At 71.6% G+C, this 24424-nt stretch carries 24 protein-coding genes; 10 read left to right on the top strand and 14 right to left on the bottom strand.

What is annotated here, in order from left to right; translation table 11 throughout:
* Window positions 1-119: 119 nt before the first annotated feature.
* From IH09_RS13440 to mce, 6 genes are all read right to left on the bottom strand, one after another.
* Window positions 120-1385 (bottom strand): ABC transporter ATP-binding protein, encoded by a 1266-nt coding sequence (locus IH09_RS13440; RefSeq protein ID WP_052856426.1) that lies wholly within the window; start codon window positions 1383-1385, stop codon window positions 120-122.
* Between the two features lie 140 nt (window positions 1386-1525).
* Window positions 1526-2299: an ABC transporter permease gene (locus IH09_RS13435; RefSeq protein WP_052856425.1), complete on the bottom strand. Its 774-nt coding sequence runs from the start codon at window positions 2297-2299 to the stop codon at window positions 1526-1528.
* 2 nt (window positions 2300-2301) lie between these two features.
* Window positions 2302-3324 carry an ATP-binding cassette domain-containing protein gene (locus IH09_RS13430; protein ID WP_052856553.1) on the bottom strand — a complete coding sequence of 341 codons (1023 nt, stop codon included), beginning with the start codon at window positions 3322-3324 and terminating at the stop codon, window positions 2302-2304.
* A gap of 143 nt (window positions 3325-3467) precedes the next feature.
* Window positions 3468-4406 (bottom strand): coiled-coil domain-containing protein, encoded by a 939-nt coding sequence (locus tag IH09_RS13425; RefSeq protein ID WP_052856424.1) that lies wholly within the window; start codon window positions 4404-4406, stop codon window positions 3468-3470.
* A 116-nt stretch (window positions 4407-4522) separates the two neighbouring features.
* Window positions 4523-8773, bottom strand: coding sequence for a polarized growth protein Scy (gene scy / locus IH09_RS13420; RefSeq protein ID WP_052856423.1), 4251 nt, complete (start codon window positions 8771-8773; stop codon window positions 4523-4525).
* 209 nt (window positions 8774-8982) lie between these two features.
* On the bottom strand, window positions 8983-9423 hold the full coding sequence (gene mce, locus IH09_RS13415) for a methylmalonyl-CoA epimerase (RefSeq protein WP_052856422.1): 441 nt from the start codon (window positions 9421-9423) through the stop codon (window positions 8983-8985).
* 173 nt (window positions 9424-9596) lie between these two features.
* Between mce and IH09_RS13410 the strand changes: the two genes are divergently transcribed.
* Complete coding sequence (locus IH09_RS13410) at window positions 9597-10772, top strand: acetyl-CoA C-acetyltransferase (RefSeq protein ID WP_052856421.1); 1176 nt, start codon at window positions 9597-9599, stop codon at window positions 10770-10772.
* Window positions 10773-10844: 72 nt separating this feature from the next.
* On the top strand, window positions 10845-11804 hold the full coding sequence (meaB, locus tag IH09_RS13405) for a methylmalonyl Co-A mutase-associated GTPase MeaB (protein WP_052856420.1): 960 nt from the start codon (window positions 10845-10847) through the stop codon (window positions 11802-11804).
* A gap of 123 nt (window positions 11805-11927) precedes the next feature.
* On the opposite strand, the gene IH09_RS13400 is transcribed toward meaB, so the two are convergent.
* From IH09_RS13400 to IH09_RS13385, 4 genes are all read right to left on the bottom strand, one after another.
* On the bottom strand, window positions 11928-12404 hold the full coding sequence (locus IH09_RS13400) for a MarR family winged helix-turn-helix transcriptional regulator (protein WP_052856419.1): 477 nt from the start codon (window positions 12402-12404) through the stop codon (window positions 11928-11930).
* A gap of 120 nt (window positions 12405-12524) precedes the next feature.
* Window positions 12525-13298: an AIM24 family protein gene (locus IH09_RS13395; RefSeq protein WP_052856418.1), complete on the bottom strand. Its 774-nt coding sequence runs from the start codon at window positions 13296-13298 to the stop codon at window positions 12525-12527.
* The gene (locus IH09_RS13390; RefSeq protein WP_052856417.1) at window positions 13295-13945 is read right to left on the bottom strand and encodes an AIM24 family protein; all 651 of its coding nucleotides are present in this window, start codon (window positions 13943-13945) and stop codon (window positions 13295-13297) included. The genes IH09_RS13395 and IH09_RS13390 overlap by 4 nt, the downstream gene beginning before the upstream one ends.
* Window positions 13945-14583, bottom strand: coding sequence for an AIM24 family protein (locus IH09_RS13385; RefSeq protein WP_052856416.1), 639 nt, complete (start codon window positions 14581-14583; stop codon window positions 13945-13947). The genes IH09_RS13390 and IH09_RS13385 overlap by 1 nt, the downstream gene beginning before the upstream one ends.
* A 185-nt stretch (window positions 14584-14768) precedes the next feature.
* Between IH09_RS13385 and IH09_RS13380 the strand changes: the two genes are divergently transcribed.
* From IH09_RS13380 to IH09_RS13360, 5 genes are all read left to right on the top strand, one after another.
* Entirely contained in the window at window positions 14769-15119 is a 351-nt protein-coding gene (locus IH09_RS13380; RefSeq protein ID WP_052856415.1) for a DUF3817 domain-containing protein, read from the top strand.
* Window positions 15116-15436, top strand: coding sequence for an MTH1187 family thiamine-binding protein (locus tag IH09_RS13375; RefSeq protein WP_052856414.1), 321 nt, complete (start codon window positions 15116-15118; stop codon window positions 15434-15436). Before IH09_RS13380 ends, IH09_RS13375 begins: the two co-directional genes overlap by 4 nt.
* Before the next feature lie 367 nt (window positions 15437-15803).
* Window positions 15804-16337, top strand: a complete 534-nt coding sequence (locus IH09_RS13370; protein WP_052856413.1) for a MarR family winged helix-turn-helix transcriptional regulator — start codon at window positions 15804-15806, stop codon at window positions 16335-16337.
* Window positions 16338-16410: 73 nt separating this feature from the next.
* Complete coding sequence (locus IH09_RS13365; RefSeq protein WP_052856412.1) at window positions 16411-16743, top strand: DUF3817 domain-containing protein; 333 nt, start codon at window positions 16411-16413, stop codon at window positions 16741-16743.
* A 229-nt stretch (window positions 16744-16972) separates the two neighbouring features.
* Window positions 16973-18673 carry an acyl-CoA mutase large subunit family protein gene (locus IH09_RS13360; RefSeq protein WP_052856411.1) on the top strand — a complete coding sequence of 567 codons (1701 nt, stop codon included), beginning with the start codon at window positions 16973-16975 and terminating at the stop codon, window positions 18671-18673.
* A 38-nt stretch (window positions 18674-18711) separates the two neighbouring features.
* On the opposite strand, the gene IH09_RS13355 is transcribed toward IH09_RS13360, so the two are convergent.
* Window positions 18712-19164: a hypothetical protein gene (locus IH09_RS13355; protein WP_143682066.1), complete on the bottom strand. Its 453-nt coding sequence runs from the start codon at window positions 19162-19164 to the stop codon at window positions 18712-18714.
* 285 nt (window positions 19165-19449) lie between these two features.
* Between IH09_RS13355 and IH09_RS13350 the strand changes: the two genes are divergently transcribed.
* The 3 genes from IH09_RS13350 (at window position 19450) to IH09_RS13340 (ending at window position 21244) form a co-directional block, all read left to right on the top strand.
* Complete coding sequence (locus tag IH09_RS13350; RefSeq protein WP_052856409.1) at window positions 19450-19794, top strand: hypothetical protein; 345 nt, start codon at window positions 19450-19452, stop codon at window positions 19792-19794.
* Between the two features lie 78 nt (window positions 19795-19872).
* Window positions 19873-20835, top strand: a complete 963-nt coding sequence (locus IH09_RS13345; RefSeq protein WP_143682070.1) for a WXG100-like domain-containing protein — start codon at window positions 19873-19875, stop codon at window positions 20833-20835.
* Window positions 20836-20887: 52 nt separating this feature from the next.
* A complete protein-coding gene (locus IH09_RS13340; protein WP_052856407.1) occupies window positions 20888-21244 on the top strand; it encodes a hypothetical protein in 357 nt (118 codons plus the stop codon).
* 118 nt (window positions 21245-21362) lie between these two features.
* On the opposite strand, the gene narI is transcribed toward IH09_RS13340, so the two are convergent.
* From narI to narH, 3 genes are read right to left on the bottom strand one after another with little or no spacing between them, the layout of a single operon-like run.
* Window positions 21363-22196: a respiratory nitrate reductase subunit gamma gene (gene narI / locus IH09_RS13335; RefSeq protein ID WP_110952264.1), complete on the bottom strand. Its 834-nt coding sequence runs from the start codon at window positions 22194-22196 to the stop codon at window positions 21363-21365.
* Window positions 22193-22813 carry a nitrate reductase molybdenum cofactor assembly chaperone gene (narJ, locus tag IH09_RS13330; RefSeq protein ID WP_052856406.1) on the bottom strand — a complete coding sequence of 207 codons (621 nt, stop codon included), beginning with the start codon at window positions 22811-22813 and terminating at the stop codon, window positions 22193-22195. The genes narI and narJ overlap by 4 nt, the downstream gene beginning before the upstream one ends.
* A complete protein-coding gene (narH, locus tag IH09_RS13325; protein ID WP_052856405.1) occupies window positions 22810-24423 on the bottom strand; it encodes a nitrate reductase subunit beta in 1614 nt (537 codons plus the stop codon). Before narH ends, narJ begins: the two co-directional genes overlap by 4 nt.
* Window position 24424 lies beyond the last annotated feature (1 nt).

Here is a 24424-nt window from a genome sequence, read left to right as displayed (position 1 = left end):
CTGTGCCTGCTGCGGCGGGGCCGTGGGCGGTGCCGGCGGTGCGGCCGGTATCGGCTGCCGGGCCTGCGGGGTGTCGTTCGGCTCAGGCTGCGCCTGGGGCTGCGGCTGCTGAGGGCTGGTCATCGGGCGTCCTCGTGGTGCGGCGTGGTCGGGGCGGCGGGCGGCATCGGCGCGGCGGGCTGCGGCTGCTGCCCGTACGGGTGGGGTGCGCCGTACGGACCGGATGCCCCGTACGGGTGACCCTGGGCCTGGCCGGGACCGGGCGGCGGATAGCCCTGCCCCGGTGCGGCCCCGGGCGCCTGCTGCCCGTACGGGTTCTGCTGCGCGTACGGGTTCGGCTGTGCCTGGCCGGGGTGACCGGGCCCGCCCTGCGGGCCGGGGGCGTACCCGGGGCCCGCGTATCCCTGCGGCGGGCCGCCCTGCGGCGCGTACCCGGCGGGCGGCCCCTGGAGACCGGCCCGCGGGTCGGCCGTCGAGCGGTAGTCCACGGCGCCCTGCGTCATCCGCATGTACGCCTCCTCCAGGGACGCCTGGTGCGGCGACAGCTCCCACAGCCGGATGTCGGCCGCGTGCGCGAGCTCACTGATACGGGGCAGCGGCAGCCCGGTCACCCGCAGCGCGCCGTCCTGCTCGGCCGTGGTCCGGCCGCCCGCCTCGCCGAGCGCCGCGGCCAGCTTCTCGCGCTGCTCCGGCTCGGTGTCGGGGGTGCGCACCCGCGCGAAATCGGCGGAGTTGGCCGAGATGAAGTCCGTGACGGACATGTCCGCCAGCAACTGGCCCCGGCCGATCACGATCAGATGGTCGGCGGTGAGCGCCATCTCGCTCATCAGGTGCGAGGAGACGAAGACCGTACGGCCCTCGGCGGCGAGCTGCTTCATCAGGTTGCGGACCCACAGGATGCCTTCGGGGTCGAGGCCGTTGACCGGCTCGTCGAAGAGCAGCACCTGCGGGTCGCCGAGCAGCGCCGCCGCGATCCCCAGCCGCTGGCCCATGCCCAGCGAGAAGCCGCTGGAACGCCGCTTGGCGACATCCTGGAGGCCCACCACGCCGAGCACCTCGTCGACCCGGCGGGCCGGGATGCCGGACAACTGGGCGAGCGACAGCAGATGCTGGCGCGCGCTGCGGCCGCCGTGCACGGCCTTGGCGTCGAGCAGCGCGCCCACCTGGCGGGGGGCGTTGGGAAGCTTGCGGAAGGGGTGGCCGCCCACGGTGGCATGCCCCGCGGTCGGTGTGTCCAGGCCCAGGATCATGCGCATCGTCGTCGACTTGCCGGAGCCGTTGGGCCCCAGGAAGCCGGTGACCGCGCCCGGCCGTACCTGGAACGACAGGTTGTGCACGGCCGTCTTGGCGCCGTAGCGCTTCGTCAGGCCGACTGCCTCGATCATTCTCCGCCCCTCGCGAGATCGTCGGGGCAGAGGTCCCTCGTGCCCCCCGTGAGGGTTATGAGGCTATCCGGATGTTGACGGTTCCCGCCAAAACGGGTGCGCGGCCCCGCACCGGCCCGCCCGGCCGGAGTCCTGCCAGGTCAGGCGTCGCGCCGCTTCAGCAGGACGAACCCGCCGAGCAGCGCGGCCAGCACCCAGCCGACCATGATGGCCAGACCGCCCCACGGGCCGTACGTCACATGGTCGTTGACCCGCGGGACCACCTGCATGATCTTCTGGCCCGCCTGGTCGGGGAGATAGCGGCCGATCTTCCGGGTCGCCGGGACGTTGCCGAGGATGCTGGAGATCAGGAAGAAGAACGGCATCAGGATGCCCAGCGACAGCAGCGGGCTGCGCAGCATCGTGGCCACGCCCATGGAGAACAGCGCGATCAGCGTCATGTAGAGGCCGCCGCCGATCACCGCGCGCAGCACGTTCGGATCGTCGAGGTGCGCCCGGTGGCCGCCCAGCACCGCCTGCCCCGCGAAGAAGGCCGCGAAGCTGGTCGCCATCCCGACGACGCACACCAGCGCCGTGGCCACCGCGACCTTGCAGGCGAGGAAGGTGCCGCGCTGCGGGACGGCGGCGAGCGAGGTGCGGATCATGCCGGTGCTGTACTCGTTGGAGACCACCAGCACGCCGAAGACGATCATCGCCAGCTGGCCCAGGCCCATCCCGGCGAAGCTGGCGTTGGTGGGGTCGAAGACGATCTGGTCCTTGGCCGCCAGCGAACCGAAGTCGCTCTTGGCCAGGAGGCAGAGCAGCACCCCCAGAGCGACGGTGATCACCACGGCGGTGCCGAGCGTCCACACCGTGGACCGCACCGACCTGATCTTGGTCCACTCCGACCGCAGGACCTGTGTGACCGCCGACATCGTCAGCTCCCCTTCCGTTGCCAGTCCGCGCCCCAGCCGCCGCCCTGCGGGGCACCCGGCCCCGGACCGCCCGCGGCCGCGGCGACCGCGGGCACCGCGGACCGCGCCGCCGGCGGTTCGCCGTCGTGTGCGTGGTACTCCACCGATTCGGCGGTGAGCCGCATGAACGCCTCTTCCAGGGAAGCCTGCTGAGGGCTCAGCTCGTGCAGGACGAGCTGGTGCCGGGCGGCCAGCTCGCCCAGCCGGGTCGCGGGCACCCCGTCGATCTCCAGCGAGCCGTCGCCGGCCGCCACCGCCCGGATGCCCGCGCCGTGCAGCATGTCGCGCAGCCGCTCCTGTTCCGGCGACCGCATCCGGACGTAGGACCGCGAGTTCTGGTGGATGAAATCGGCCATCGAGGTGTCCGCCAGCAGCCTGCCCTGTCCGATCACGACCAGATGGTCGGCGGTGAGCGCCATCTCGCTCATCAGGTGCGAGGAGACGAAGACCGTACGCCCGCGGTGCGCGAGGTTCCGCATCACCGTGCGGATCCAGTGGATGCCCTCCGGGTCGAGGCCGTTGACCGGCTCGTCGAACATCAGGATCTCCGGGTCGCCGAGCAGCGCCGCGGCGATGCCCAGCCGCTGCCCCATCCCGAGCGAGAACCCCTTCGAGCGCTGGGTGGCGACGGTGCTCAGCCCGACCGTGTCCAGCACCTCGCCGACCCGTCGGCGCGGAATGCCGTTGCTCTGCGCCAGACAGAGGAGATGGTTATAGGCGCTCCGGCCGCCGTGCACCGCCTGCGCGTCCAGCAGCGCCCCGACGTACCGCAGCGGATCCTTCAGCTGCCGGTAGTGCTTCCCGTCGATCCGGACCGTGCCGGCCGTCGGATTGTCCAGGTCGAGCACCATCCGCATGGTCGTCGACTTGCCCGCCCCGTTGGGGCCGAGGAAACCGGTGACGATGCCGGGCCGCACCGTGAAGGAGAGATGGTCCACGGCGAGCTTCTCGCCGTAGCGCTTGGTCAGCCCGTCCAGCTCGATCATGTACAGCACGCTAGGCGCGACCCGGGACCCGCGCCACCGGGAGCGGCACCCGGCCCCGCCGTGGCACGACCGCGCCCCCGCACCGCCGGAGGGGCGGTACGGGGGCGCCGGAAATCAGCTCCGCGCGGCCTGCGGCCGACGCGTCAGCGGGACTGCTGGGCGGGGACGCCGCGGGTGAGGGTCTCGTCCTCGCCCGGGGAACCGGCCGCGGCGACGGCCGCACCGGTCAGCGTCGCCAGCATCTCGCGGACGTTCGTCAGCTGCGCGTTGATGGAGTCGCGGCGGTTCGTCAGCGCCGCCAGTTCGCGCTCCGACTCGCTGCGGATCCGGTCGGCCTTGGCATTGGCGTCGGCCACGATGTCCTCGGCCTGGCGCTGTGCGGTCTCCACCGTCTGGCGGGCCCGGCGCTCCGCGTCCGTCCGCAGCTTCTCGGCCTCCAGCCGCAGCTGCTCGGCGCGGTGCTCGATCTCCGCGAGACGCTTCTCCGCCTTGGCCTGGCGGGAGGCCAGATCGCGCTCGGACTGCTCCCGGCGCTTGGCGAGATTGGTCTCGAAGTCGGCGGCGGCCTGCGCGGCCTTGGCGCGGGTCTCCTCGAAGAGGCTCTCCGCCTCCTCACGCTTGGACTGCGCGTCCTTCTGGGCCTCGGAGCGCAGCGTGGACGCCTCGCCCTTGGCCTTCTCGACGATCCGGGCGCCCTCGTCCTCCGACTTCGACTTGCGCTCGGCGGCGAACTGCTCGGCGTCGTTGCGGACCTGCTGGGCGGACGACTCGGCCAGCTCGCGGTGCTGCTCGGCGGCCCGCCGGGCCTCCTCACGCAGATCCTTGGCCTCCTCCTCGGCCAGCCGGAGGATCTTCTCCACGCGCGCACCGAGGCCCGCGTAGGACGGCTCCGCGTCATTGACCTGGGCCTGGGCGTTCTGCGTTTCGAGGTGTAGCTCCTCGATCCGCTTTTCCAGTGAGGTGATGCGGGCGAGAGCACTGTCACGATCGGCGACGAGCTTCGTAATGCGGTCGTCCACCTGACCGCGGTCGTATCCACGCCGCACGAGCTCGAAGCCGAAAGGGGAGGAAGTGTCGCTCATGGGGTTCCTGTCGAAAGAGACCGGTGAGGTGTTTTAAGGGGAATCCTAGGGGCCTTAACGGCGTGTCATCGAGTCAATGCACGTTTGTTGTGGAGAATGACCCCTCATTTGAGTGGCTACCCCTCGGACTGCTTGCCACTCGAACGAGTTGCCCCCGCGCCCGCGGCGGCCTTCGTGCCGCCGCCCTTGCCTTCCGCGCCCCCCGTGGGCGTCTCGAACGACTCCAGCGCCTCCAGCACATCCTGGACGCGGGAGATCTCGGTGTTGATGTCCTTGCGCCGGCGCGCCAGGACCTCCAGCTCGTGTTTGCCCTCGTCGACGATCCGGGTCGCCTCCGCCTCGGCCTCGGCGCGCCTGCGGTCCGCGTCGCGCACGGCCTCGGCCTTCTTGTTCTCGGCCTCCTTGATGAGCGTCTCGGCCTTCTTCACCGCCGCGATCCGGACCTTGCTCGCCTCGCTGTTCGCCTTCGACAGCAACTGCTCGGCCTTCTCCTCGGACTCCGTCTGCTGCGCGGTGGCCTGCGCGATGAGCTTGTCGACGCGCTCGCCGGCGTTCTTCATCGCCTCCGACGCCTCGCGGCGGGCCCGGTCGTGCAGCTCCTCGACCTCGCTCTCGATCCGCGTCCGCAGCTCCTCCGTGCGGTCCCTTATCGCCGTGGCGTCCCCACGGGCCTCGGCCAGCAGCGTGTCCGCGTCCGTACGGGCCTTCTCCACCCGCGTGTTGCCCGCCACGGTCGCCTCCATGACGATCCGGTCGGCCTCCTTGCGGGCCGCCCCGACCATCGTGTCCGCCTGCTCCTCGGCCGCCGCGGCGGCGCGCAGCGCCTCCTCCTGGGCCTTCGCGACGAGCTGGTCGGCCTGCTCCGCGGCGTCCGCACGGCGCTTGGCGGCGTCCGCGCGGGCCTCGTCCAGCAGCCGGTCCGCCTCCTGCCGCGCCTCGGCCCGCAGCCGCTCCGCCTCCGCGGTGGCGTCCGCCTCGACCTTCGCGGACTCGGCACGGGTGCGGTTGGCGTGCTCCTGCGCGGAGGTGACCGTCTCGGCCGCGTCCGCCCGCAGCCGGTCCGCCTCCCCGGTGGCCGTCGCGATCATCCGGTCCGCCTGCTCGCGGGCGTCGGCCCGGGTGCGGTCCGCGTCCCGGTCGGCCGCCGCGGAGGTCTCCGCCGCCTCCGTGCCCAGCCGCCCGGCCTCCGCGGTGGCCTCCGCGATCAGCTCGTCGGCCTGCGCCGCGGCGTCCGAACGGGTCTTGTTCGCCGCCTCGCGCGCCTGGTCGGCGCTGTGCTCCGCCTCCGTGCGCGCCGTCTCCAGCACCTCGGCCGCCTCGGCCCGCAGCCGCTCCGCGGCCTCGGTCGCCTCCCGGACCATCGCGAGGGCCTGCTTCTCGCCGTCCGTCCGCAGCCGGTTGGCGGCCCGCTCGCCCTCCTCGACCGTACGGTCCGCGTCCTCCTGCGCCGAAGACGTCAGCTCCGCGGCCTCGGTGACGATCCGTTCGGCCTCCGCGCGCGCCTCGGTGAGCAGCCGGTCGACCTGCTCGGCGGCGTCCGACCGCATCCGGTTGGCGTCGTCCCGCGCCTCCGCACGGGCCCGTGCCGCGTCCTGCTCGCCGGACGCCAGCGCGTCGGAGGCGTCGGTACGCAACTGCTGCGCCTTCGCCGACGCGTCCGTGACCAGCTTCTCCGCCTGCGCGGTCGCCTCCGACACCAGGAGCTCGGCCTGCTCCGCGGCGTCCGCGCGGACCGCTTCGGCGTCCTCGCGCGCCTTGGCCAGGACCTCGGCCGCCTCCGCGCGCAGCCCCTCGGCCTCCTCGATGGCCTCCGAAACCGCCCGCTCCGCAAGGGACTTGGCAGCCTCCGACGCCTCCTGCGACTCACTGCGCACCCGCGCCGCGTCGGCCGTGGCGCGCTCGCGCTCGTCGTGCGCGTCGGCGCGGACCCGGTCCGCCTCCTCCTGCGCCTCGGACTTGGTGCGCTCCGCGGCGTGCTCGGCCGCCGAACGCAGCCCGGCGATCTCCTCGTCGGCCTGCTCGTGCAGCCCCGCGACCGCGTCCCGTACCTGCTGGGCGGTGGTCTCGGCCGTCGCCACCAGCTCGTTCGCGCGCCGGTCCGCCTCCTCGACCAGCCGCTCCGCCTCCGCCTGCGCCTCGCTCACGCGGGTACGGGCCGACGCCAGCAGCTCCTCGCTCTGCTCCTGCGCCGCGGTGCGCTCCTGGTGGGCCTCGTCGCGGGCCTCGCCCAGCAACTGCTCGGCCTCCCGGCGCCGCCGGGCCGCCTCCTCCTGGGCCGCGGCCAGCTCCTGGGCCGCCTCCGTACCCGTGCGCTCGGCCGCCGCCGCCGCCTCCGCGCGCACCCGGTCGGCGGTCTCCTGCGCCGCCTCCTTCAGGCGCGCCGCCTCGGCCGTCGCCTCGGTGCGCAGCCGCCCGGCCACCGACTCGCCCTCGGCACGCGCCGCCGAGGCATCCGCGGCCGCCTCCGTGCGCAGCCGCTCGGTCTCCTCCTCGGCCTGCTGCTGCGCGGTACGGATCCGCTCGGCGGACTCCGACTTGAGCCGGGCCGCCTCCTCCTGCGCCTCCCGGCGCAGCCGCTCCGCCTCCGCGCGGGCCTCGCGCAGCGCCTCCTCGGCGGCGGCGACCTTGTCCGACGCCTCGGTGTGCAGCCGGTCGAGTTCGGTCTGTGCCTCGGCCTGCCGCTCCGCGGCGGCCTGCTCGGCCTCGGCCCGCAGCCGCGCGGCGGACTCCTCCGCCTCCGTCGTCACCGTCTCGGCGGCCTGGGCGCCCTCGAAGAGCAGCTCCTCGGCCTCCGTACGGGCCTTCTCCAGCACCTCCTCGGCCTGCCGGCGCAGCGTCGAGGAGCGCTCGCTGGCCTCGGTCCGCACCCGCTCGCTCTCGGTGCCGGCGCTCGAACGGGTCTCCTCGGCATCGGCCTTGGCCTTGGTCAGCAGCTCCTCGGCGGTACCGGCCGCCTCCTCGATCTGCTGGACGGCCTCCCGGCGGGCCTCGCTGCGGATCCGCTCGCCCTCGGCGACCGCGTCCGCCCGCAGCTGCTCCGCCTCGCCGCGCAGCCGGCGGGCCTCCTCCTGGAGCTCGGCGGTCTTGGCGCGGTACTCCTTGGTGTCGTCCTTCGCCGCGCCCTTGAGCTGCGCCGCGGTGTCGTGCGCCTCCTCGCGGAGCCGGTCCGCCTCGGTCTCGGCCTCCCGGCGCAGCCGCTCGGCCTCCTCGGCGGCGGCCTTGGTGGTGGCCTTGGCCTCCTCGGACGCCTTGGTCAGCACCTCCTCCGCGGTCCGCGCGGCCTTCGCCAGCTGCGCCGCGGAATCCTCCGCCGCCTTGGACCGCGCGCTCTCCTGCGCCTCGGCGATCAGCCGCTCGGACTCCGTGCGGGCGTCCGCGCGCAGCTGCTCGGCCTCGGCCCTGAGGTCCTCGGCCTCCTGCGTCGCCTCGCCGACCAGCCGCGCGATCTCCGCCTTGGCCGTACGGGTGCGCTGCTCGTTCTCGGACTCGGCGGCCGAAAGCCGCTTGGTGGCGCTCTGCTGCGCCTCGTCGACCAGCTTCTCCGCCGCGGCCCGCGCCTCGCGCAGCGCGGCGTCCGCCTCCTGGATGCGCGCCTCGGCCGCACGGGTCAGCTCGGCGGCCTGCCGGCGCGCCTCCTCGGACTCGCTGCCGGCGCTGGTGCGCAGCTGCTCGGCCTGGTCCGTGGCCTCCTGGGCCTGGCTGGACGCGGCGGCCAACAGCCGCTCGGCGTCCGAACGCGCCCGGCGCAAAATGCTTTCCGCTTCGGCGCGGGCCTGCTCGGCCTCGGCGCCCAGCCGCTCCCGGGCCCGCTCCGCCAGCCGCTGCGCCTCGGCGCGCGCGGCGCCCAGCGACTGCTCGGCCTCCGCCCGGGACTCCTCCATCAGGCGGCGGGCCTGGGACTCCGTACGGGCCCGCAGCTGCTCGGCCCAGGCGACGTTCTCGTTGACGTGCGATTCGACGGTCTGGCGGCGCTCGTTGAGCTCCTCGTCCAGCCGCTGCCGGCGGCCGACCGCCTCCGCGTGCAGCTCCGCCTCCAGCCGGGCCTGCCGCTCGGCCTGCTCCTGCAGCAGCCGCTGGGTCTGCGCACGGGCCTCGCGCAGTTCGCGCTCGGAGTCCGCGCGCAACTGGTCGGCCTGGATCTGGGCGTTGCGCAGCAGCTGGTCGGCCTGGTGGCTGACGTTGTCGTAGGCAGGACGGGTCGCGAGGTTGCGGCGCGCCTCGTGGAGCTTGGCGCGCAGCACCTCGACCTGATAGCCGAGATCGTCGGCGTGCTGGACGGCCTTGTCCCGCTGGGTCTTCAGCCGCTCCATCTCGGCTTCGAACTGCGAGAGGTGATCGTCAGCCTCGTAGCGGTCGTTGCCCCGCACTGCGCGGTCCCATCCGTCCCCTGGTCATGGTGGCGGCCGGCTCCGTCCTTCTCGCGACTCGTCCCATACACGTCATGTCGTACCGGATTCGCCCGCGGTGGAGCCGACCCTTTCCGAAGAAATGGTGTCAGATCATCGGCAGAGCATGGACCGAGCCCCATCCCGTACCCCGGCCGCGGCTGCACTCTACCGGCCGGGGAACGTGAAGGTCAGTGGTCTGTCGCGGTGGGGGACGCGGCGGTGACGAGTTCGGTCAGCACACCGTGGCAGTCCTTGGGGTGCAGGAAGGTGATCCGGGACCCCATCGAGCCGGTCCGGGGCTCGTCGTACAGCACCCGGACACCCTTGTCGCGGACGGCCTGTGCGTCGCCGTCCACGTCCGCGGTGCCGAAGGCGATGTGGTGCACACCCTCGCCGTTCTTGGCCAGCCACTTGCCCACCGCCGAGTCCTCGCGGATAGGCTCCAGGAGCTGGAGGTAGGAGGCGCCGCCGTCCGATGTTTCATTGATCTTGAGCATCGCCTCCCGGACGCCCTGCTCTTCGTTGATCTCGGAATGACACACCTCGAACCCGTACGTGGCACGGTAGAAGTCGACGGTCTTGTCGAGGTCGAAACAGGCGATCCCGATGTGGTCGATTCGCGTCAGCATGGTTCCAGTGCACCGCTCGCACGGCTGGTTACGCAACGTGCGCGCGATCACACCCACTTGCCGGTGACCCGGCGGGTACCGCTCAGTACATTGACGGGAACCCTCGTTAACTTCCCTGCAAAGGAAGGCCGCACCGCATGTCTGCAACGAACGGCACGAACGGCACCACTTCAGTGATCGTGGCGGGAGCGCGCACCCCCATGGGCCGTCTCCTGGGGTCCCTGCGGACCTTCTCGGGCGCGGATCTGGGCGCGGTGGCCATCAAGGCGGCGCTGGACCGGGCGGGTATCGGCGGTGACCAGGTCCAGTACGTGATCATGGGACAGGTCCTGCAGGCCGGCGCCGGGCAGATCCCCGCCCGGCAGGCCGCGGTCAAGGCCGGCATCCCGATGAGCGTCCCGGCGCTGACCGTCAACAAGGTCTGCCTCTCCGGTCTCGACGCCATCGCGCTGGCCGACCAGCTGATCCGCGCCGGGGAGTTCGACGTGATCGTCGCGGGCGGCCAGGAGTCGATGACCAACGCGCCGCACCTGCTGCCCAAGTCCCGTGAGGGGTTCAAGTACGGGGCGGTGGAGATGCTCGACTCGATGGCGCACGACGGCCTCACCGACGCGTACGAAGGCATCGCGATGGGGGAGTCGACCGAGCGGCACAACGGTCGCCTCGGCATCGCCCGTGCCGAGCAGGACGAGGTGGCCGCCCGCTCCCACCAGCGGGCCGCGGCGGCGCAGAAGAACGGGATCTTCGAGGCGGAGATCACCCCGGTCGAGATCCCGCAGCGCAAGGGCGAGCCGGTGATTTTCAGCCAGGACGAGGGGATCCGCGCCGAGACCACCACCGAGACGCTCGGCAAGCTGCGCCCGGCGTTCACCAAGGACGGCACGATCACCGCCGGCACCTCCTCGCAGATCTCCGACGGCGCGGCCGCCGTCGTCGTGATGAGCCGGGCCAGGGCCGAGGAGCTCGGCCTGGAGTGGATCGCCGAGATCGGCGCGCACGGCAATGTCGCGGGCCCGGACAACTCGCTCCAGTCGCAGCCCTCCCACGCGATCGAGCACGCGCTCGGCAAGGCGGGACTGAGCGTCGAGGATCTTGATCTGATCGAGATCAACGAGGCGTTCGCGGCGGTTGCCGTGCAGTCAATGAAGGACCTCGGGGTCTCGCCGGAAAAGGTGAACGTCAACGGCGGCGCCATCGCGCTGGGCCACCCGATCGGCATGTCCGGGGCCCGGCTCGTGCTGCACCTCGCGCTGGAGCTGCGGCGGCGCGGCGGCGGTGTGGGCGCGGCGGCCCTGTGCGGCGGCGGCGGACAGGGCGACGCACTGATCATCCGCGTCCCGGGCAAGTGACGCACCGGCCTTCCGCGCCGCGGATCGGCGGTCGCGGGCAGACAAGCGCGTACGAGTGGAGGAGCTGAGCCGATGGTGGACGTCCCGCAACTGGTGGAGCAGGCACGGCAGGGCCGGCCCCGGGCGGTGGCCCGGCTGATCTCCCTCGTGGAGGGGGCGGCGCCGGAGCTGCGCGAGGTGATGGCCGCGCTGGCGCCGCTCACCGGAAACGCCTATGTGGTCGGGCTGACCGGCTCACCGGGCGTCGGGAAGTCCACCACCACCTCGGCGCTGGTGAGCGCCTACCGCAAGGCCGGCAAGCGGGTCGGGGTGCTCGCCGTCGACCCGTCCTCGCCGTTCTCCGGCGGCGCGCTGCTCGGTGACCGGGTGCGGATGACCGAGCACGCCTCGGACCCGGGCGTCTACATCCGCTCGATGGCCACCCGCGGGCATCTGGGCGGTCTGGCCTGGGCTGCGCCGCAGGCGATCCGGGTGCTGGACGCGGCGGGCTGCGAGGTGGTGCTGGTCGAGACGGTCGGGGTCGGCCAGTCCGAGGTGGAGATCGCCTCGCAGGCCGATACGAGCGTGGTGCTGCTGGCCCCGGGGATGGGGGACGGCATCCAGGCGGCCAAGGCCGGGATCCTGGAGATCGGCGACGTCTACGTCGTCAACAAGGCGGACCGGGACGGCGCGGACGCCACCGCGCGGGAGCTCAACCACATGCTGGGACTGGGCGAGGCGCGGGCGCCGGGCGACTGGCGGCCGCCGATCGTCAAGACGGTGGCGGCGCGGGGCGAGGGCATCGACGAGGTGGTCGAGGCCCTGGAGAAGCACCGGGCCTGGATGGAGGAGCGGGGGGTCCTGCGGCAGCGGCGGCGGGCGCGCGCGGCGCGGGAGGTCGAGACGATCGCGGTGACGGCGCTGCGGGAGCGGATCGGCGATCTGAGCGGTGACCGGCGGCTGGACGCGCTGGCGGAGCGGATCGTGGACGGCGGGTCGGATCCGTACCGCGCCGCGGACGAGCTGGTGGAGGGGCTGACGAACGGCGGCTGAGGGGCGGGGGCCCGACCGGGCCACCGGCCCGGGAGGCGCCCCGGCGGAGCCCCTGGCGAAGATCCTCGGCCGAGGGCCCGGCCGCGGCCCGGCGGGGCCGCGACCGGGCCCTCGGCCGTCGTCTCAGAGGCCGCCGCGGCGCTCGCGCAGGTGCTCGGCCACCGGGGTGAGCGAGGACTGCAGGGCGTTGAGGTCCTCGGGGGTGAACAGGTCGATGAAGTGCTTGCGCACCGACGCGACATGGTGCGGCGCGACCCGGCGCATGGTCTCCCAGCCCTCGTCGGTCAGCACGGCGTACAGCCCGCGGCGGTCCGATTCGCAGCTCTCGCGGCGGACCAGACCGGCGTTCTCCATGCGGGTGATCTGATGCGAGAGTCGGCTCTTGGACTGGAGGGTGCCGGCCGCCAGATCGCTCATCCGCAGCCGGCGGCCCTCGGCCTCGGAGAGGTTGACCAGGATTTCGTAGTCGTTGTTCGTGAGGCCGAACGGCTGCAGATCGCGCTCCAGTTGGTGCATCAGCAGCCTGCTGACGTCCAGATGAGTGCGCCAGGCGCGCTGCTCCTGGTCGGTCAGCCAGGGGGTGTCGCTGTCGGTCGTCATGGATGAATTCTACCCGTGAAAGTTGAAAGGTGAATTAATATGCGGTGATTGGCGGAAATCAACCGGCCGGGTGCCGGGGCGACGGTCAGACGTTCGAAGTCACCGTCCGCAGACTACCGCTCACAGCCCGAAGCGACGCTGGAGCCCCCCGATGCCGCCGGGCAACTGGGGCGGTTGTGAGCCACTTTGCGGAGCTGGTACACCCCCGCCCGGTACGCCCTCCTCGGTCACCGTCGCGCCCGTCGCCAGCTCCGGCATCAGCTGCTCGGTGGACTGGAGCAGAACCGTGCCGGCCCCGACGAACTCGAACTGGTGCTCCTCGCCGGAGGCCCCGCCGAGGCCGGTGCGCGCCCGCACCTCGCCCAGGAATCCCCGCAGGTACCGGTGGTCGTAGTGGTGACAGGGGGACGGGCAGTCCGCCCAGCCGACGAGCGCCTGCGGATCGACCCGGATCGGCGGTTCGACGAAGACCACCGGACCGTTCGAGGCGGCCACGAACTTGCCGGTGCCGATGAGGGTGAGGAAGCCCGGGATGATCGACTGCTTCAGCGACAGAGATGGCTGAAAGGCGAGCAGATTGCCGGAGCGAATCGTGAGGTTGCCCTCATCGAGATCGTAGGAGTTCACGTCGAAGGCCCGGTCGGCGAGGAGCATCTTGCCCCGGCCCTCGGCGACGACCCAGTCCGCGGCGTGCAGAGGTGAATGGAAACTGCGGGAGATCAGCAGGTCCAGGGGGCCGTACCCGATGCCGTGGAAGTCGATCCGCCCGTAGTAGGCGATCATCTTTCCCTTCTGCAGGAACCACTGACCGTCCAGCGCCACGCTGAAGGCGTACTCGTGGACGTTGTCATCGCTCGGCAGCGTGTGGACGTCGTGGACGACGGGACCGGTCACAGCTTCTCCTCCGACGCCTGTACGTAGACGGTGCCCTCGCCCGACAGCTCCAGCTGGAAGCCCTCGCCCGAGCCGCGGCCGACCATCTCGCGCCAGCCGAGCGCCGTGGACAGTTTGTTCTGTACATCCCCGCGGTGCGCGACATACGCCTGCGGATCGACGTGCACCGTGCGCTGCGGCGTGATCGGCAGCTCGATGACGCCGCCGTGCGCCATCACCGCGGTCGAGCCGTGCCCCTGGAGCGTGGTGGTGAACAGGCCCTGCCCGGTGAACTGGCCGCGCACCATGCCCATCACCCCGCCCTGCGACCCCATGAACATCGTGCCCTGCCGGAGCGAGCCGTCGAAGGCCAGCAGCCGGTCGGCCTCGACGTAGAGGGTCTCGCCCGTCAGATCGACGACGTGGATGTGATGGCCGCCGTGGCCGAACATCACCGTGCCACTGCCCTCCACCGTCATCAGCGGGGTGGCCTCACCGGCGATCCGGCGGCCGAGCATCGAGCCGATGCCGCCCTGGCCGCCCTGGATGTTCGGGGTGAAGGAGACCTCACCGCGGTAGGCGAGCATCGCGCCGCGCTGGCTGTACAGCCGCTCGCCCGGCCCGATCCGGGCCTCCACCATGCGGGAGTTGATCACCGTGAACGGCATCAGAGGTCACCGCCCAGGGTGTTGCGCTCGCTGGGTTGCACGTACACCAGGCCCTCGCCCTCGAAACGGATCTGGAACGCCTCGCCGGAGCCCTCGCCCAGGAACGTGCCGAGATTCACCCCGGACTGGAAGTGCTGTTTGAGATCGCCGGTGTGCGCGACATACGCGCCCGGATCGACCTGGAGCGGGTACTCCCGGGTGACCCGCAGCACCACCGCGGGACCGTCGGAGGTGATCGCGGCCTGGCCGCGGCCCTCGACGGTGGTGGTGAACAGGCCGTTGCCCTGCGCCGCGCCGCGCAGCCCGGTGAAGGTCGTGCCGGTGCGCAGCGCCGCGTCCGTGCACAGCAGATTGCTCGCCTCCACGTACAGCTTCTCGCCCCGCAGCTCCACCAGATTGATCTCGCTGGCGCGGTCGGCGAAATAGCAGGTCCCCTTGCCCGTCACCTCCATCACGGCCATCTGCTCACCGGTGAGGCGCCGGGTGACCAGACCGCGCAGCCCTTCACCGCCGCCGGTCTTCTTCTTGAACGTCATCCGGCCGTCGTACGCGACCATCGCACCGTTCTTCGCCTTGACTGCGTCGCCCGCCATGTCGACGGCGAGCACCTTGCTTCCCTGGAGCCGAAACTGAGCCACGCCCCGACCGTAGTCGGCCGGGGCCCCGCGGGGCAGGCCCAGGGCCCCCGGACCCCGCACGCGTTGATCGCCGGGGCGGCTGTAACAATGGGGCGGAGTTTGTGAACTCTTGCACAAGCAATCCCCGGCACCAGCGATCCGGCACCAGGAACGCTGCCCGCCCCTGCCACCCGAACGAGGTTCCCGTGGACATCAAGACCGCCGCCGCCCTGCACCGACTGCGCCTGGCATCCATTCCGGAGGCGCTCTCCTTTCCGGCGCTGCTGATATTCGGTACCGGTTTCCGTATCGCGTTCGACTACGACGCCCTGGTGATGCCGCTCGGCATGCTGCACGGCGTGCTGTTCGTGATCTACGTGGTGCTGTTGCTGGACGTGTGGAACCGCACCAAGTGGCCCGTCAAGCGGGTCGCCTTCTTCTTCCTGCTCGCGATCCTGCCCTTCGGCGGGCTGTACGGCGACAAGGTCCTCAAGCGCGAGGAAGCGGCCGGTGTGGCCGCCGCCCAGGCGCGCGAGGAAGGCACGGTGGACGCATGATCGTCGCCTTTTCGGTGAGCCCGCTGGGCGTTGGCGAGGACGTCGGGGAGTACGTCGCCGACGCGGTCCGGGTGGTCCGCGAGTCGGGGCTGCCCAACCGGACGGACGCCATGTTCACCTCCATCGAGGGTGAGTGGGACGAGGTCATGGACGTCGTCAAGCGCGCGGTTGCCGCCGTCGAGGCGCGCTCCGGACGCGTCTCCCTGGTCCTCAAGGCCGACATCCGGCCGGGCGTCACGGACGGTCTGACCACCAAGGTCGAGACCGTGGAGCGCTATCTCGCCGCGGGCGGGACGGCGGCCTCGGAGCTGCCCTGACCCGCCACCGCCGGGGCGGCCCGCGTTCGCAGGGCACCTGAGGTCCGGGCCGGCGCCGGGCCAGGGCGAATGGCGATCACGGACCCGGGCGTGGCGCCCGCCGGGCCGGCACCCCTTCGAGTGGTCATGCCGGCCGCGGGTGTGGCCGGGCCGGTCCGCGTGACGGTGGTGATCGCCGAGGTGCGGCGGGCGGCGGGCGGGCCGGTCCCGGGAGGCCGCGTACGAGCCCGATGGCGAGCGCGGAGGCGGGGTGGATGCGGGGGCGGGCACCGGCGCGGAGGCGGGTGCGGTGGGGGCGCGCCGGTTTGTGTGCCCGGAGTCCGAGACGGGGCTGACCACCATATGACCGCCGGGTAGGGTCGGGTCCGTGCCGAAGCCGCTCAGTCTTGCTTTCGATCCCATCGCCCGCGCCGACGAGTTGTGGCAGCAGCGATGGGGCGCCGTGCCGTCGATGGCCGCGATCACCTCGATCATGCGCGCCCAGCAGATCCTGCTGGCCGAGGTGGACGCCGTGGTCAAGCCGTACGGGCTGACGTTCGCCCGCTACGAGGCGCTGGTGCTGCTGACCTTCTCCAAGGCCGGTGAGCTGCCGATGTCCAAGATCGGCGAGCGGTTGATGGTGCATCCGACGTCGGTGACGAACACCGTCGACCGGCTGGTGAAGTCCGGACTGGTGGCCAAGCGGCCGAACCCGAACGACGGGCGCGGCACGCTCGCGTCCATCACGGACAAGGGGCGCGAGGTGTGTGACGCGGCCACCCGGGACTTGATGGCGATGGACTTCGGGCTCGGGGCGTACGACGCCGAGGAGTGCGGGGAGGTCTTCGCGCTGCTGCGGCCGTTGCGGGTGGCGGCGGGGGACTTCACGGAGGACGTCGCGGAGTCCGCCGCCAGGAGCTGATCGGGTCAGCCGCGGTCCCCGGGCGACGGGGGCGGCGAAGATCGGGCCGGAACGGGCGGTTACGCTCGATGCCATGAAGAAGAGCGTCCTGACCCGTTACCGGGTGATGGCCTACATCACCGCCGTGATGCTGCTGGTGCTGTGCTTGTGCATGGTTTTCAAGTACGGCTTTGGGATGGGCAAGGACCTCACCCTGGTCGTGTCCCAGATCCACGGTGTGCTGTTCATCATCTATCTCGTCTTCGCCTTCGACCTGGGCTCCAAGGCGAAGTGGAAGTTCGGCAAGCTGCTGTGGGTGCTGATCGCGGGGACGATCCCCACGGCCGCGTTCTTCGTCGAGCGGAACGTCCGGCGGGAGATCGAGCCGCGGGTCACGGAGGGGACGCCGCAGCCGGTCAAGGTCTGAGCGGTCTCGGTTTTCTTACGCGCCCTGCCGGATGGTGGGGCGCGTTTTTTGTTGTCGGGCGTCGGGGGCCGGGACTGAGGCCGGGGCTCCGAGGCTCTGGAGGCCCGGGGTCTTCCGTACCGCGGCGGGGCCCGGGGAGCGGCTGTGGGGCCGCTCGGACGGCCTCCGGGGAAAGACCGAGGCCGGCGCCCATCGACATTTACTAGGACGTCCTAGTAAATTCGAAGGTATGGACGCTGACGCGATCGAAGAGGGCCGCCGCCGCTGGCAGGCCCGGTACGACTCCGCCCGGAAGCGCGATGCGGACTTCAGCACGCTCTCGGGCGACACCGTGGAGCCCGTGTACGGGCCCCGGCCGGGTGACACGGTGGACGGGTTCGAGCGGATCGGGTGGCCGGGGGAGTACCCCTTCACGCGTGGTCTGTATCCGACCGGCTACCGCGGGCGGACCTGGACCATCCGGCAGTTCGCCGGGTTCGGCAACGCCGAGCAGACCAATGAGCGGTACAAGACGATCCTGGCCAACGGCGGCGGCGGGCTGTCCGTCGCCTTCGACATGCCGACGCTGATGGGGCGGGACTCCGACGACCCGCGCTCGCTCGGCGAGGTCGGCCACTGCGGGGTCGCCATCGACTCCGCGGCGGACATGGAGGTGCTGTTCGGGGACATCCCGCTCGGGGACGTCACGACCTCGATGACGATCAGCGGCCCGGCCGTGCCGGTGTTCTGCATGTACCTCGTCGCGGCCGAGCGGCAGGGCATCGATCCGGGCGTGCTCAACGGCACCCTCCAGACGGACATCTTCAAGGAGTACATCGCCCAGAAGGAGTGGCTCTTCCAGCCCGAGCCCCATCTGCGGCTGATCGGCGACCTCATGGAGCACTGCGCGGCGGGCATCCCCGCGTACAAGCCGCTCTCGGTCTCCGGCTACCACATCCGCGAGGCGGGGGCGACGGCCGCGCAGGAGCTGGCGTACACGCTCGCCGACGGTTTCGGGTACGTCGAGCTGGGGCTCTCCCGGGGGCTGGACGTCGACACCTTCGCGCCGGGGCTGTCGTTCTTCTTCGACGCGCATCTCGATTTCTTCGAGGAGATCGCCAAGTTCCGGGCGGCACGCAGGATCTGGGCCCGCTGGATGCGCGATGTGTACGGCGCGACGAGCGAGAAGGCGCAGTGGCTGCGGTTCCACACGCAGACCGCCGGAGTGTCGCTGACCGCCCAGCAGCCGTACAACAACGTCGTCCGGACGGCCGTGGAGGCGCTCGCCGCGGTGCTCGGCGGTACCAACTCGCTGCACACCAACGCGCTGGACGAGACGCTGGCGCTGCCCAGTGAGCAGGCGGCCGAGATCGCGCTGCGCACCCAGCAGGTGCTGATGGAGGAGACCGGGGTCGCCAATGTCGCGGACCCGCTGGGCGGTTCGTGGTTCATCGAGTCGCTGACCGACCGCATCGAGGCGGACGCGGAGAAGATCTTCGAGCAGATCAAGGAGCGCGGCGCGCGGGCGGTGCCCAGCGGGCAGCACCCGATCGGGCCGGTCACCTCCGGGATCCTGCGGGGTATCGAGGACGGCTGGTTCACCGGCGAGATCGCCGAATCCGCCTTCCGCTACCAGCAGTCCCTGGAGAAGGGGGACAAGCGGGTGGTCGGCGTCAACTGCCACCACGGCTCGGTCACCGGCGACCTGGAGATCCTGCGGGTCAGCCACGAGGTCGAACGCGAGCAGGTACGGGTCCTGGCGGCGCGCAAGGCGGCCCGGGACGACGCCCGGGTGCAGGCTTCGCTCAAGGCGATGCTGGCGGCCGCGCGGGACGGCGGAAACATGATCGAGCCGATGCTGGCGGCCGTCCGGGCCGAGGCGACGCTCGGCGAGATCTGCGGGGTGCTGCGGGACGAGTGGGGCGTCTACACCGAGCCGGCCGGATTCTGAGGGACTGAGGGAGCGGCCGCGCCGTACGGCGCGGCCGCTCACCCCTTGAGCGTGACGCCGAGGACGGGAGCGGCGACGAAGGCACCGAGGAGGGCCACCGCCGCGAGGACGACCACGACGACGCGGGTCGCGGTGCCCTTGGTCGCGCGCCACGCCGCTCCCACGGCCGACCAGGACCCGTCGGTTTTCCAGAGCACGCCGGTGAGCAGGAAGAAGAGCGCGATGTCGGCGATGAGGAGACCGGTGAAGGCGCCCAGGAATTTGGGAATGGCCGACCAGGAACCGCGCATGAGATAACCCCCGCCGGGGGTGCTCTCGTCCTTCTGCGCCGGGAGCACGACCCCCTCGGGGATGCGCTTCTCCACATCGTCTATCACTGCCCGGTCGTCGACGAATTTCCCGTCGTCCGCGCGGAACGTCCCCGTGCAGTCGAAGGTGTGCGTGCTGGGCGGGCCCCCGCCCTTTCTGCCGGTGCTGGAAACCTTGTGCACGGAGCACTCGCTGACCGTGAGTGATCCGTGTGTGCCGATAACGCCGGTCGCGGTCAGTCCCTGCGTGAAAAACATGACGCCGAAAAGCAGGGCGGCCACGATGACGAGCAAGGCGACGCATCGCCCCAGAAATGGCTTGATGGCGGCGGGAAGTGAAAACCGGGGCATTGGGGGATATTCCCTTTCCTGTCGTCAAGGGGGGCGATGAAGACTGCCGCAGGGTGTCGGATACGGTACGTCACCAAGGTTTATCCGATGGGTGGCAGTGGATAGCAGGGGGGCTCCATGGCAGGCTCGGGGTACGACGTCGACCCGGCCGTTCTCAAGGCGCAGGGTGGCGTCTTCGAGCAGATCGGCTCAGGATTCACTGCGGCCGCCCACCAGTTGGCAGCGGCGATCGGTGGGGACCCCGGGGAAAACTGGGGCGACGACGACTTCGTCGGTACCTTCAACACCTTCTACGGGCCGGTGGCCGAGGGAATCTCCCACTCGATGCCCCACCTCGGCGAGGCGCTCTCCAAGATCGGCAGCAATCTCCAGGAGATGGGCACCCGGTACGAGTTCACCGAGCAGACGCAGGACGACGCCATCGCCACGTACGCGGCAGGCCGTCCCGATCTGACGATGTGACGCCGTCCCAGGTCCGTACGCCCAGCCAACGCACCGGCCATCACACGCTTCTCGGGGGAGTGACCCAGCTTGTCCATCATGCTGCCGAAGGAAGTCGACTGGATCCTCGATCTGCTGGGGTTCAACTGGCCCGATGCCGACGAGGACAAGATGTGGGAGGCGGCGGAGGGCTGGAGCGCTTTCGCCACCGCCGTCCGGCAGTATCAGGCAGACGGCATCGCCGCCGCGAACGCCGTGCGCGGCGCCAACTCCGGTGAGGCGATCGAGGCTTTCGACGAGGCGTGGAAGAAATTTGCGGGCGGCGGCGACGGCTACCTCGACGAGGTCATCGAGGCCGCCGAGATCCTCTCCTTCGCGCTCAACGCGGTGGCCACGATCGTGCTGACGATGAAGATCGCGGTGATCGCCCAGCTCATCGCCCTGGCCATCGAGTTCGCCATCGCCCAGGCCGCCGCGCCGGTCACCCTGGGTGCCTCCGAGATCGGTGCGGCCGCGGCCACGCAGACGACCAGGATGATCGTCCGCCGGCTCCTGAACGAGGCGAAGCAGAAGATCATCCATGCCATCACGGAGGCCATCGAGCAGAAGGCCGTGAAGAAGGTCAGGGAGATGCTGACGGACCTGTTCAAGGACGTGGGCAAGGACATGGCCAAGGGGCTCGCGCAGAACCTTGTCGCGCAGGGGATCCAGACCCACTTCGGGGAGCGGAAGGGGGTATCCGGCGGGGACGCGTTCGACGCGATGGCCAAGCCCGCCCTCGACAAGGCCAAAGGCATCGCCAAGGTCGGCACCGGCACCGCTCAGATGGCCGAAGGAGTCGATGCGATCGCGCACGGCGATCTCTCGGAGGGCGCCGGTCAGATCTGGGCGGGGCGCAAGGAACAGGCCGAAGGCTTCATCAACGTCGCCGGAGCCGTCACGAAGGACCGGCCGGCCGCGGGTGAGGGCGGCGGGCCGGCGCCCGCGCCCACACCGCCCCCCGAGCCCACCACCCGCAGCGGCCGGGACGAGGCCGATCGCGTCCGTAACACCTTCGGCTGAGGACGGCCGACGGCGGCTGGTATCGGTATCGGCGAAGAGGAGATCCACCCCGATGAACAACAGGCACAGCAGGAACAGCGGGCACGACACCACCGCTCCGGGAGAGCGCGAGTACCCCATCGAGGAGCAGGACCTGTCGGAGGAGCAGAACGAGCACCTCACCACGTCCCTCCGCGCCGTCCGGAACAACGCGGCCGCCCCGCCCGCCCTCCAGGACCTCGCCCGCAAGATGCTCGGAGGCCGGCTGGCGCTCAAGGACGTCCTCGACGACCCGGCCGGTCACCGCGCGCTCACCGAAGGTCTCGCCGGTCTCGGCGACCAGTGGCGGTCGATGTCGCCGCAGGATCGCCAGACGGTCCGGACGGCCGTTGCCGAGGGCGCGGACGAGCGGGCGGCCGGTCGCGGTTGACACCGCGACCACAGGTGGTGTGCCGGGTCATGGCGCAGGTCGCCGGGCCGACGGAGACAGGGGAGAGCGGAAGCCCTCCTGGAAACACGTGACGCCCGAAGCCCAAGCGGCAGGCCGATTACCCCCGTTCCGGGCGCCCGTCGCGACCACGAGGCGCGTGTTCCGGGAGGGGCCGGGCAGGAGTCGCAGGGCGGGTCGCGGTTTTCCGGCCGGGCGGTCGGCGCCGGGGTTTTCCGGAGGCGGGCGGCGACGCCGGGTGGCGGTAGGGGGTCGTGCGGGAGCGGGAGCGGTAGAGGATGTAGGGGCGGGTGAGGTAGCCGAGGGGGGCGGTGAAGGCGTGTACCAGGCGGCTGAAGGGCCAGAGGGTGAAGAGTGCCATCGCCAGCAGGGCGTGCAGTTGGTAGGTGACGGGGGCCTGGGCCATGAGGGTCACCTGGGGGTCGAGGGTGAACAGGCTGCGGAACCAGACGGAGACGCCCGTGCGGTAGTCGTAGGCGCCGGGCAGCGCGCCGCCGGCGGTGACGGTGAGGCCGGCGAGCAGGACGGCGGCCAGCAGCGGGTAGACGGCGCGGTCGCTGCGGCTGGTCGCCCGGCGTACGGCCGGTACCCGTAGGCGGCGCCAGAGCAGGACGGCCAGTCCGGTGACGGCGGCGAGGCCCGCGGTGCCGCCGGCGAGCAGCGCGTTGGCGTGGTAGAAGCTCTCGCCGATGTGCAGGCGGTCGGTCCATGACTCGGGGACGAGCAGACCGATGACGTGGCCGGCGAAGACGAAGATCAGCCCGTAGTGGAAGAGCGGGCCGCCGATGCCGAGCAGCCGGCTCTCGTGCAGTTGGCTGGAGCGGGTGGTGAAGCCGAAGCGGTCGTAGTGGTAGCGCCAGAGGCTGCCGGCGACCAGGACGGTGAGGGCGAGGTAGGGCAGGACGCCCCACAGGGCGATGCGCAGATGGGTCACCGGCGGGTTCCTTCCTGGTGCGGACCGCCCTCGGCGGGGAACGGGTCGAGGCCGACGCTTTCGGCGGGCGGCCCGTGGCGGGCGAGCCGGAGCGCGGCCGCCCGGTCGGCGGGGGCCGGTCCGGGCAGCGTCCGGAGGATGGCGCGCAGCACGTCGGTGTACGGGCTGTGAGAGGCGGTGAGCGCGTGGCCGAGGAGTTCGAGTGCGGGCCGGTGGGCGGTCAGCAGTTCCTCGCCGGGCCCAGGGCAGCGGGCGGCGAACTCCAGGACGGCGGGGAGGAAGTCGGGCAGTTCGGCCGCGGACAGCTCCCAGCCGTGGGCGCGGTAGAGGGCCTTGAGCCGGGCCAGGGAGGCGCCGCGGCGGCGGGTGTCGCCGTCGGTGTAGTAGGTCAGGTGCAGGGTGCGGCGGCGGCTGCGGTCGAAGGTGCGGACGTAGCGGGCCGCGAGGTCGAGCGGCGGCACGTCCTCCACGGCCGTGCAGAACCGCGCCAGCAACTCCGTTTCGGGGGAAGGGAGTTGGCCCAGAATCGTGCGGACGGTGTGCAGCAGGCCGGGCCAGTCGTCGTCGGGGTAGCTCAGCAGCAGGGCCGCCGCCTGGTGAACGGCCGGGCGGTTCACCGGCGTTCCCCCCGTCGCGGGAAGAGCCCGGCGGGCCGTGAGTGGCCGTCCCAGTTCAGCAGGTTGACGCGGCCGCGCAGCCCGCCGCTCGCGGCCGGTTCGTGGGCGGTGGGCGGGGCGTGGAAGTCCGCCATGCCGGGCAGGCCGTCCGCCATCATGCCGGGGCCGCCGTCGCCGTCCAGGCTGCACCCGCCGTCCGCCCCGTCCTCGGGGACGCTGCCGGTGTAGCTCGTCGGGATCACATACCGCTCCTCGTACTTGGCGAGCGCCAGCAGCCGGTACATCTCCTCGATGCCGTCGGCGTCCATCCCGACGCTCCGGGCGAGGGCCGGATCGCGCGGCTCGTCGAGGTTGATGCGGCGCATATGGGAGCGCATCGCGGCGAGGCGGCACAGCGCGGCCTCCACCGGGCCGGTGTCCCCGGCGGTGAAGAGCCCGGCGAGGTACTCCAGCGGGATGCGCAGGGTGTCGATGGCCCCGAAGAGACCGGCGGGGTCCTCGCCGTCGTGCCCGGTGGCGGTCAGCGCGTCCACGACCGGGGAGAGCGGCGGGACGTACCAGACCATCGGCATGGTGCGGTACTCCGGGTGCAGCGGCAGCGCCACCCGGTAGCGGGTGATCAGGGCGCGCACCGGGGAGCGGCGGGCGGCGGTGAGCCAGTCGTGCGGGATGCCCGACCGTTCCGCCGCCTCGGCCACCTCGGGGTCGTCGGGGTCGAGGAAGCAGCCGAGCTGTGCCTCGTAGAGGTCCTGTTCCTCGGTGACGGAGGCAGCCTCGCCGACCTTGTCCGGGTCGTAGAGCATGACGCCCAGGTAGCGCAGCCGCCCCACGCAGGTCTCGGAGCAGACGGTGGGCTCGCCCGCCTCGATGCGGGGGTAGCACAGGGTGCACTTCTCCGCCTTGCCGCTCTGGTGGTTGAAGTAGACCTTCTTGTACGGGCAGCCCGAGACGCACATCCGCCAGCCCCGGCACCGGTCCTGGTCGACCAGGACGATGCCGTCCTCGATGCGCTTGTACAGCGCGCCGGAGGGGCAGACGGCCACGCACGACGGGTTGAGGCAGTGCTCGCAGATCCGCGGCAGATAGAACATGAACGCCTGCTCGTACTCCAGCCGTACGCGTTCGTTCATCCGGCGCAGGACGGGGTCCTCGGCGATTCGGTCGGGGCCGCCGCCGAGGTCGTCGTCCCAGTTGGGGCCCCAGGTGACCGCCGTGGGGCGGCCGTCGATCAGCGAGCGGGGCCGGGCGGTGGGCACATCGTCGCCGAGCGGGGCCGCGGTGAGGTTCTCGTAGTCGTAGGTCCAGGGCTGGTAGTAGTCGTCCAGCGAGGGGAGTTCGGGGTTGGCGAAGATCCGGGCGAGGCGGCGGGCGCGGCCGCCGGTGCGCGGTACGAGGCGGCCGCCCTTGAGCCGCCAGCCGCCCTGCCACCGGGTCTGGTCCTCGTGGCCGCGGGGGTAGCCCTGGCCGGGGCGGGTCTCGACGTTGTTGAACCAGACGTATTCGGTGCCGGTCCGGTTGGTCCAGGTCTGCTTGCAGGTGACCGAGCAGGTGTGGCAGCCGATGCACTTGTCGAGGTTCATGACCATGGCCACTTGAGCCATCACCCTCATG

This window comes from Streptomyces celluloflavus, from assembly GCA_000720995.1.
Taxonomy (GTDB): Bacteria; Actinomycetota; Actinomycetes; order Streptomycetales; family Streptomycetaceae; genus Streptomyces; species Streptomyces celluloflavus.
This window is presented reverse-complemented; position numbering and strand designations above follow the sequence as displayed.

What these genes read in the sequence shown, in the direction of transcription:
- IH09_RS13440 (WP_052856426.1), bottom strand. Translation starts at nt 1,385, where the DNA reads ATGATCGAGGCAGTCGGCCTGACGAAGCGCTACGGCGCCAAGACGGCC.
- IH09_RS13435 (WP_052856425.1), bottom strand. Translation starts at nt 2,299, where the DNA reads ATGTCGGCGGTCACACAGGTCCTGCGGTCGGAGTGGACCAAGATCAGG.
- IH09_RS13430 (WP_052856553.1), bottom strand. Translation starts at nt 3,324, where the DNA reads ATGATCGAGCTGGACGGGCTGACCAAGCGCTACGGCGAGAAGCTCGCC.
- IH09_RS13425 (WP_052856424.1), bottom strand. Translation starts at nt 4,406, where the DNA reads ATGAGCGACACTTCCTCCCCTTTCGGCTTCGAGCTCGTGCGGCGTGGA.
- mce (WP_052856422.1), bottom strand. Translation starts at nt 9,423, where the DNA reads ATGCTGACGCGAATCGACCACATCGGGATCGCCTGTTTCGACCTCGAC.
- meaB (WP_052856420.1), top strand. Translation starts at nt 10,845, where the DNA reads ATGGTGGACGTCCCGCAACTGGTGGAGCAGGCACGGCAGGGCCGGCCC.
- IH09_RS13400 (WP_052856419.1), bottom strand. Translation starts at nt 12,404, where the DNA reads ATGACGACCGACAGCGACACCCCCTGGCTGACCGACCAGGAGCAGCGC.
- IH09_RS13390 (WP_052856417.1), bottom strand. Translation starts at nt 13,945, where the DNA reads ATGCCGTTCACGGTGATCAACTCCCGCATGGTGGAGGCCCGGATCGGG.
- IH09_RS13375 (WP_052856414.1), top strand. Translation starts at nt 15,116, where the DNA reads ATGATCGTCGCCTTTTCGGTGAGCCCGCTGGGCGTTGGCGAGGACGTC.
- IH09_RS13365 (WP_052856412.1), top strand. Translation starts at nt 16,411, where the DNA reads ATGAAGAAGAGCGTCCTGACCCGTTACCGGGTGATGGCCTACATCACC.
- IH09_RS13360 (WP_052856411.1), top strand. Translation starts at nt 16,973, where the DNA reads ATGGACGCTGACGCGATCGAAGAGGGCCGCCGCCGCTGGCAGGCCCGG.
- IH09_RS13350 (WP_052856409.1), top strand. Translation starts at nt 19,450, where the DNA reads ATGGCAGGCTCGGGGTACGACGTCGACCCGGCCGTTCTCAAGGCGCAG.
- IH09_RS13345 (WP_143682070.1), top strand. Translation starts at nt 19,873, where the DNA reads ATGCTGCCGAAGGAAGTCGACTGGATCCTCGATCTGCTGGGGTTCAAC.
- IH09_RS13340 (WP_052856407.1), top strand. Translation starts at nt 20,888, where the DNA reads ATGAACAACAGGCACAGCAGGAACAGCGGGCACGACACCACCGCTCCG.
- narH (WP_052856405.1), bottom strand. Translation starts at nt 24,423, where the DNA reads ATGAGGGTGATGGCTCAAGTGGCCATGGTCATGAACCTCGACAAGTGC.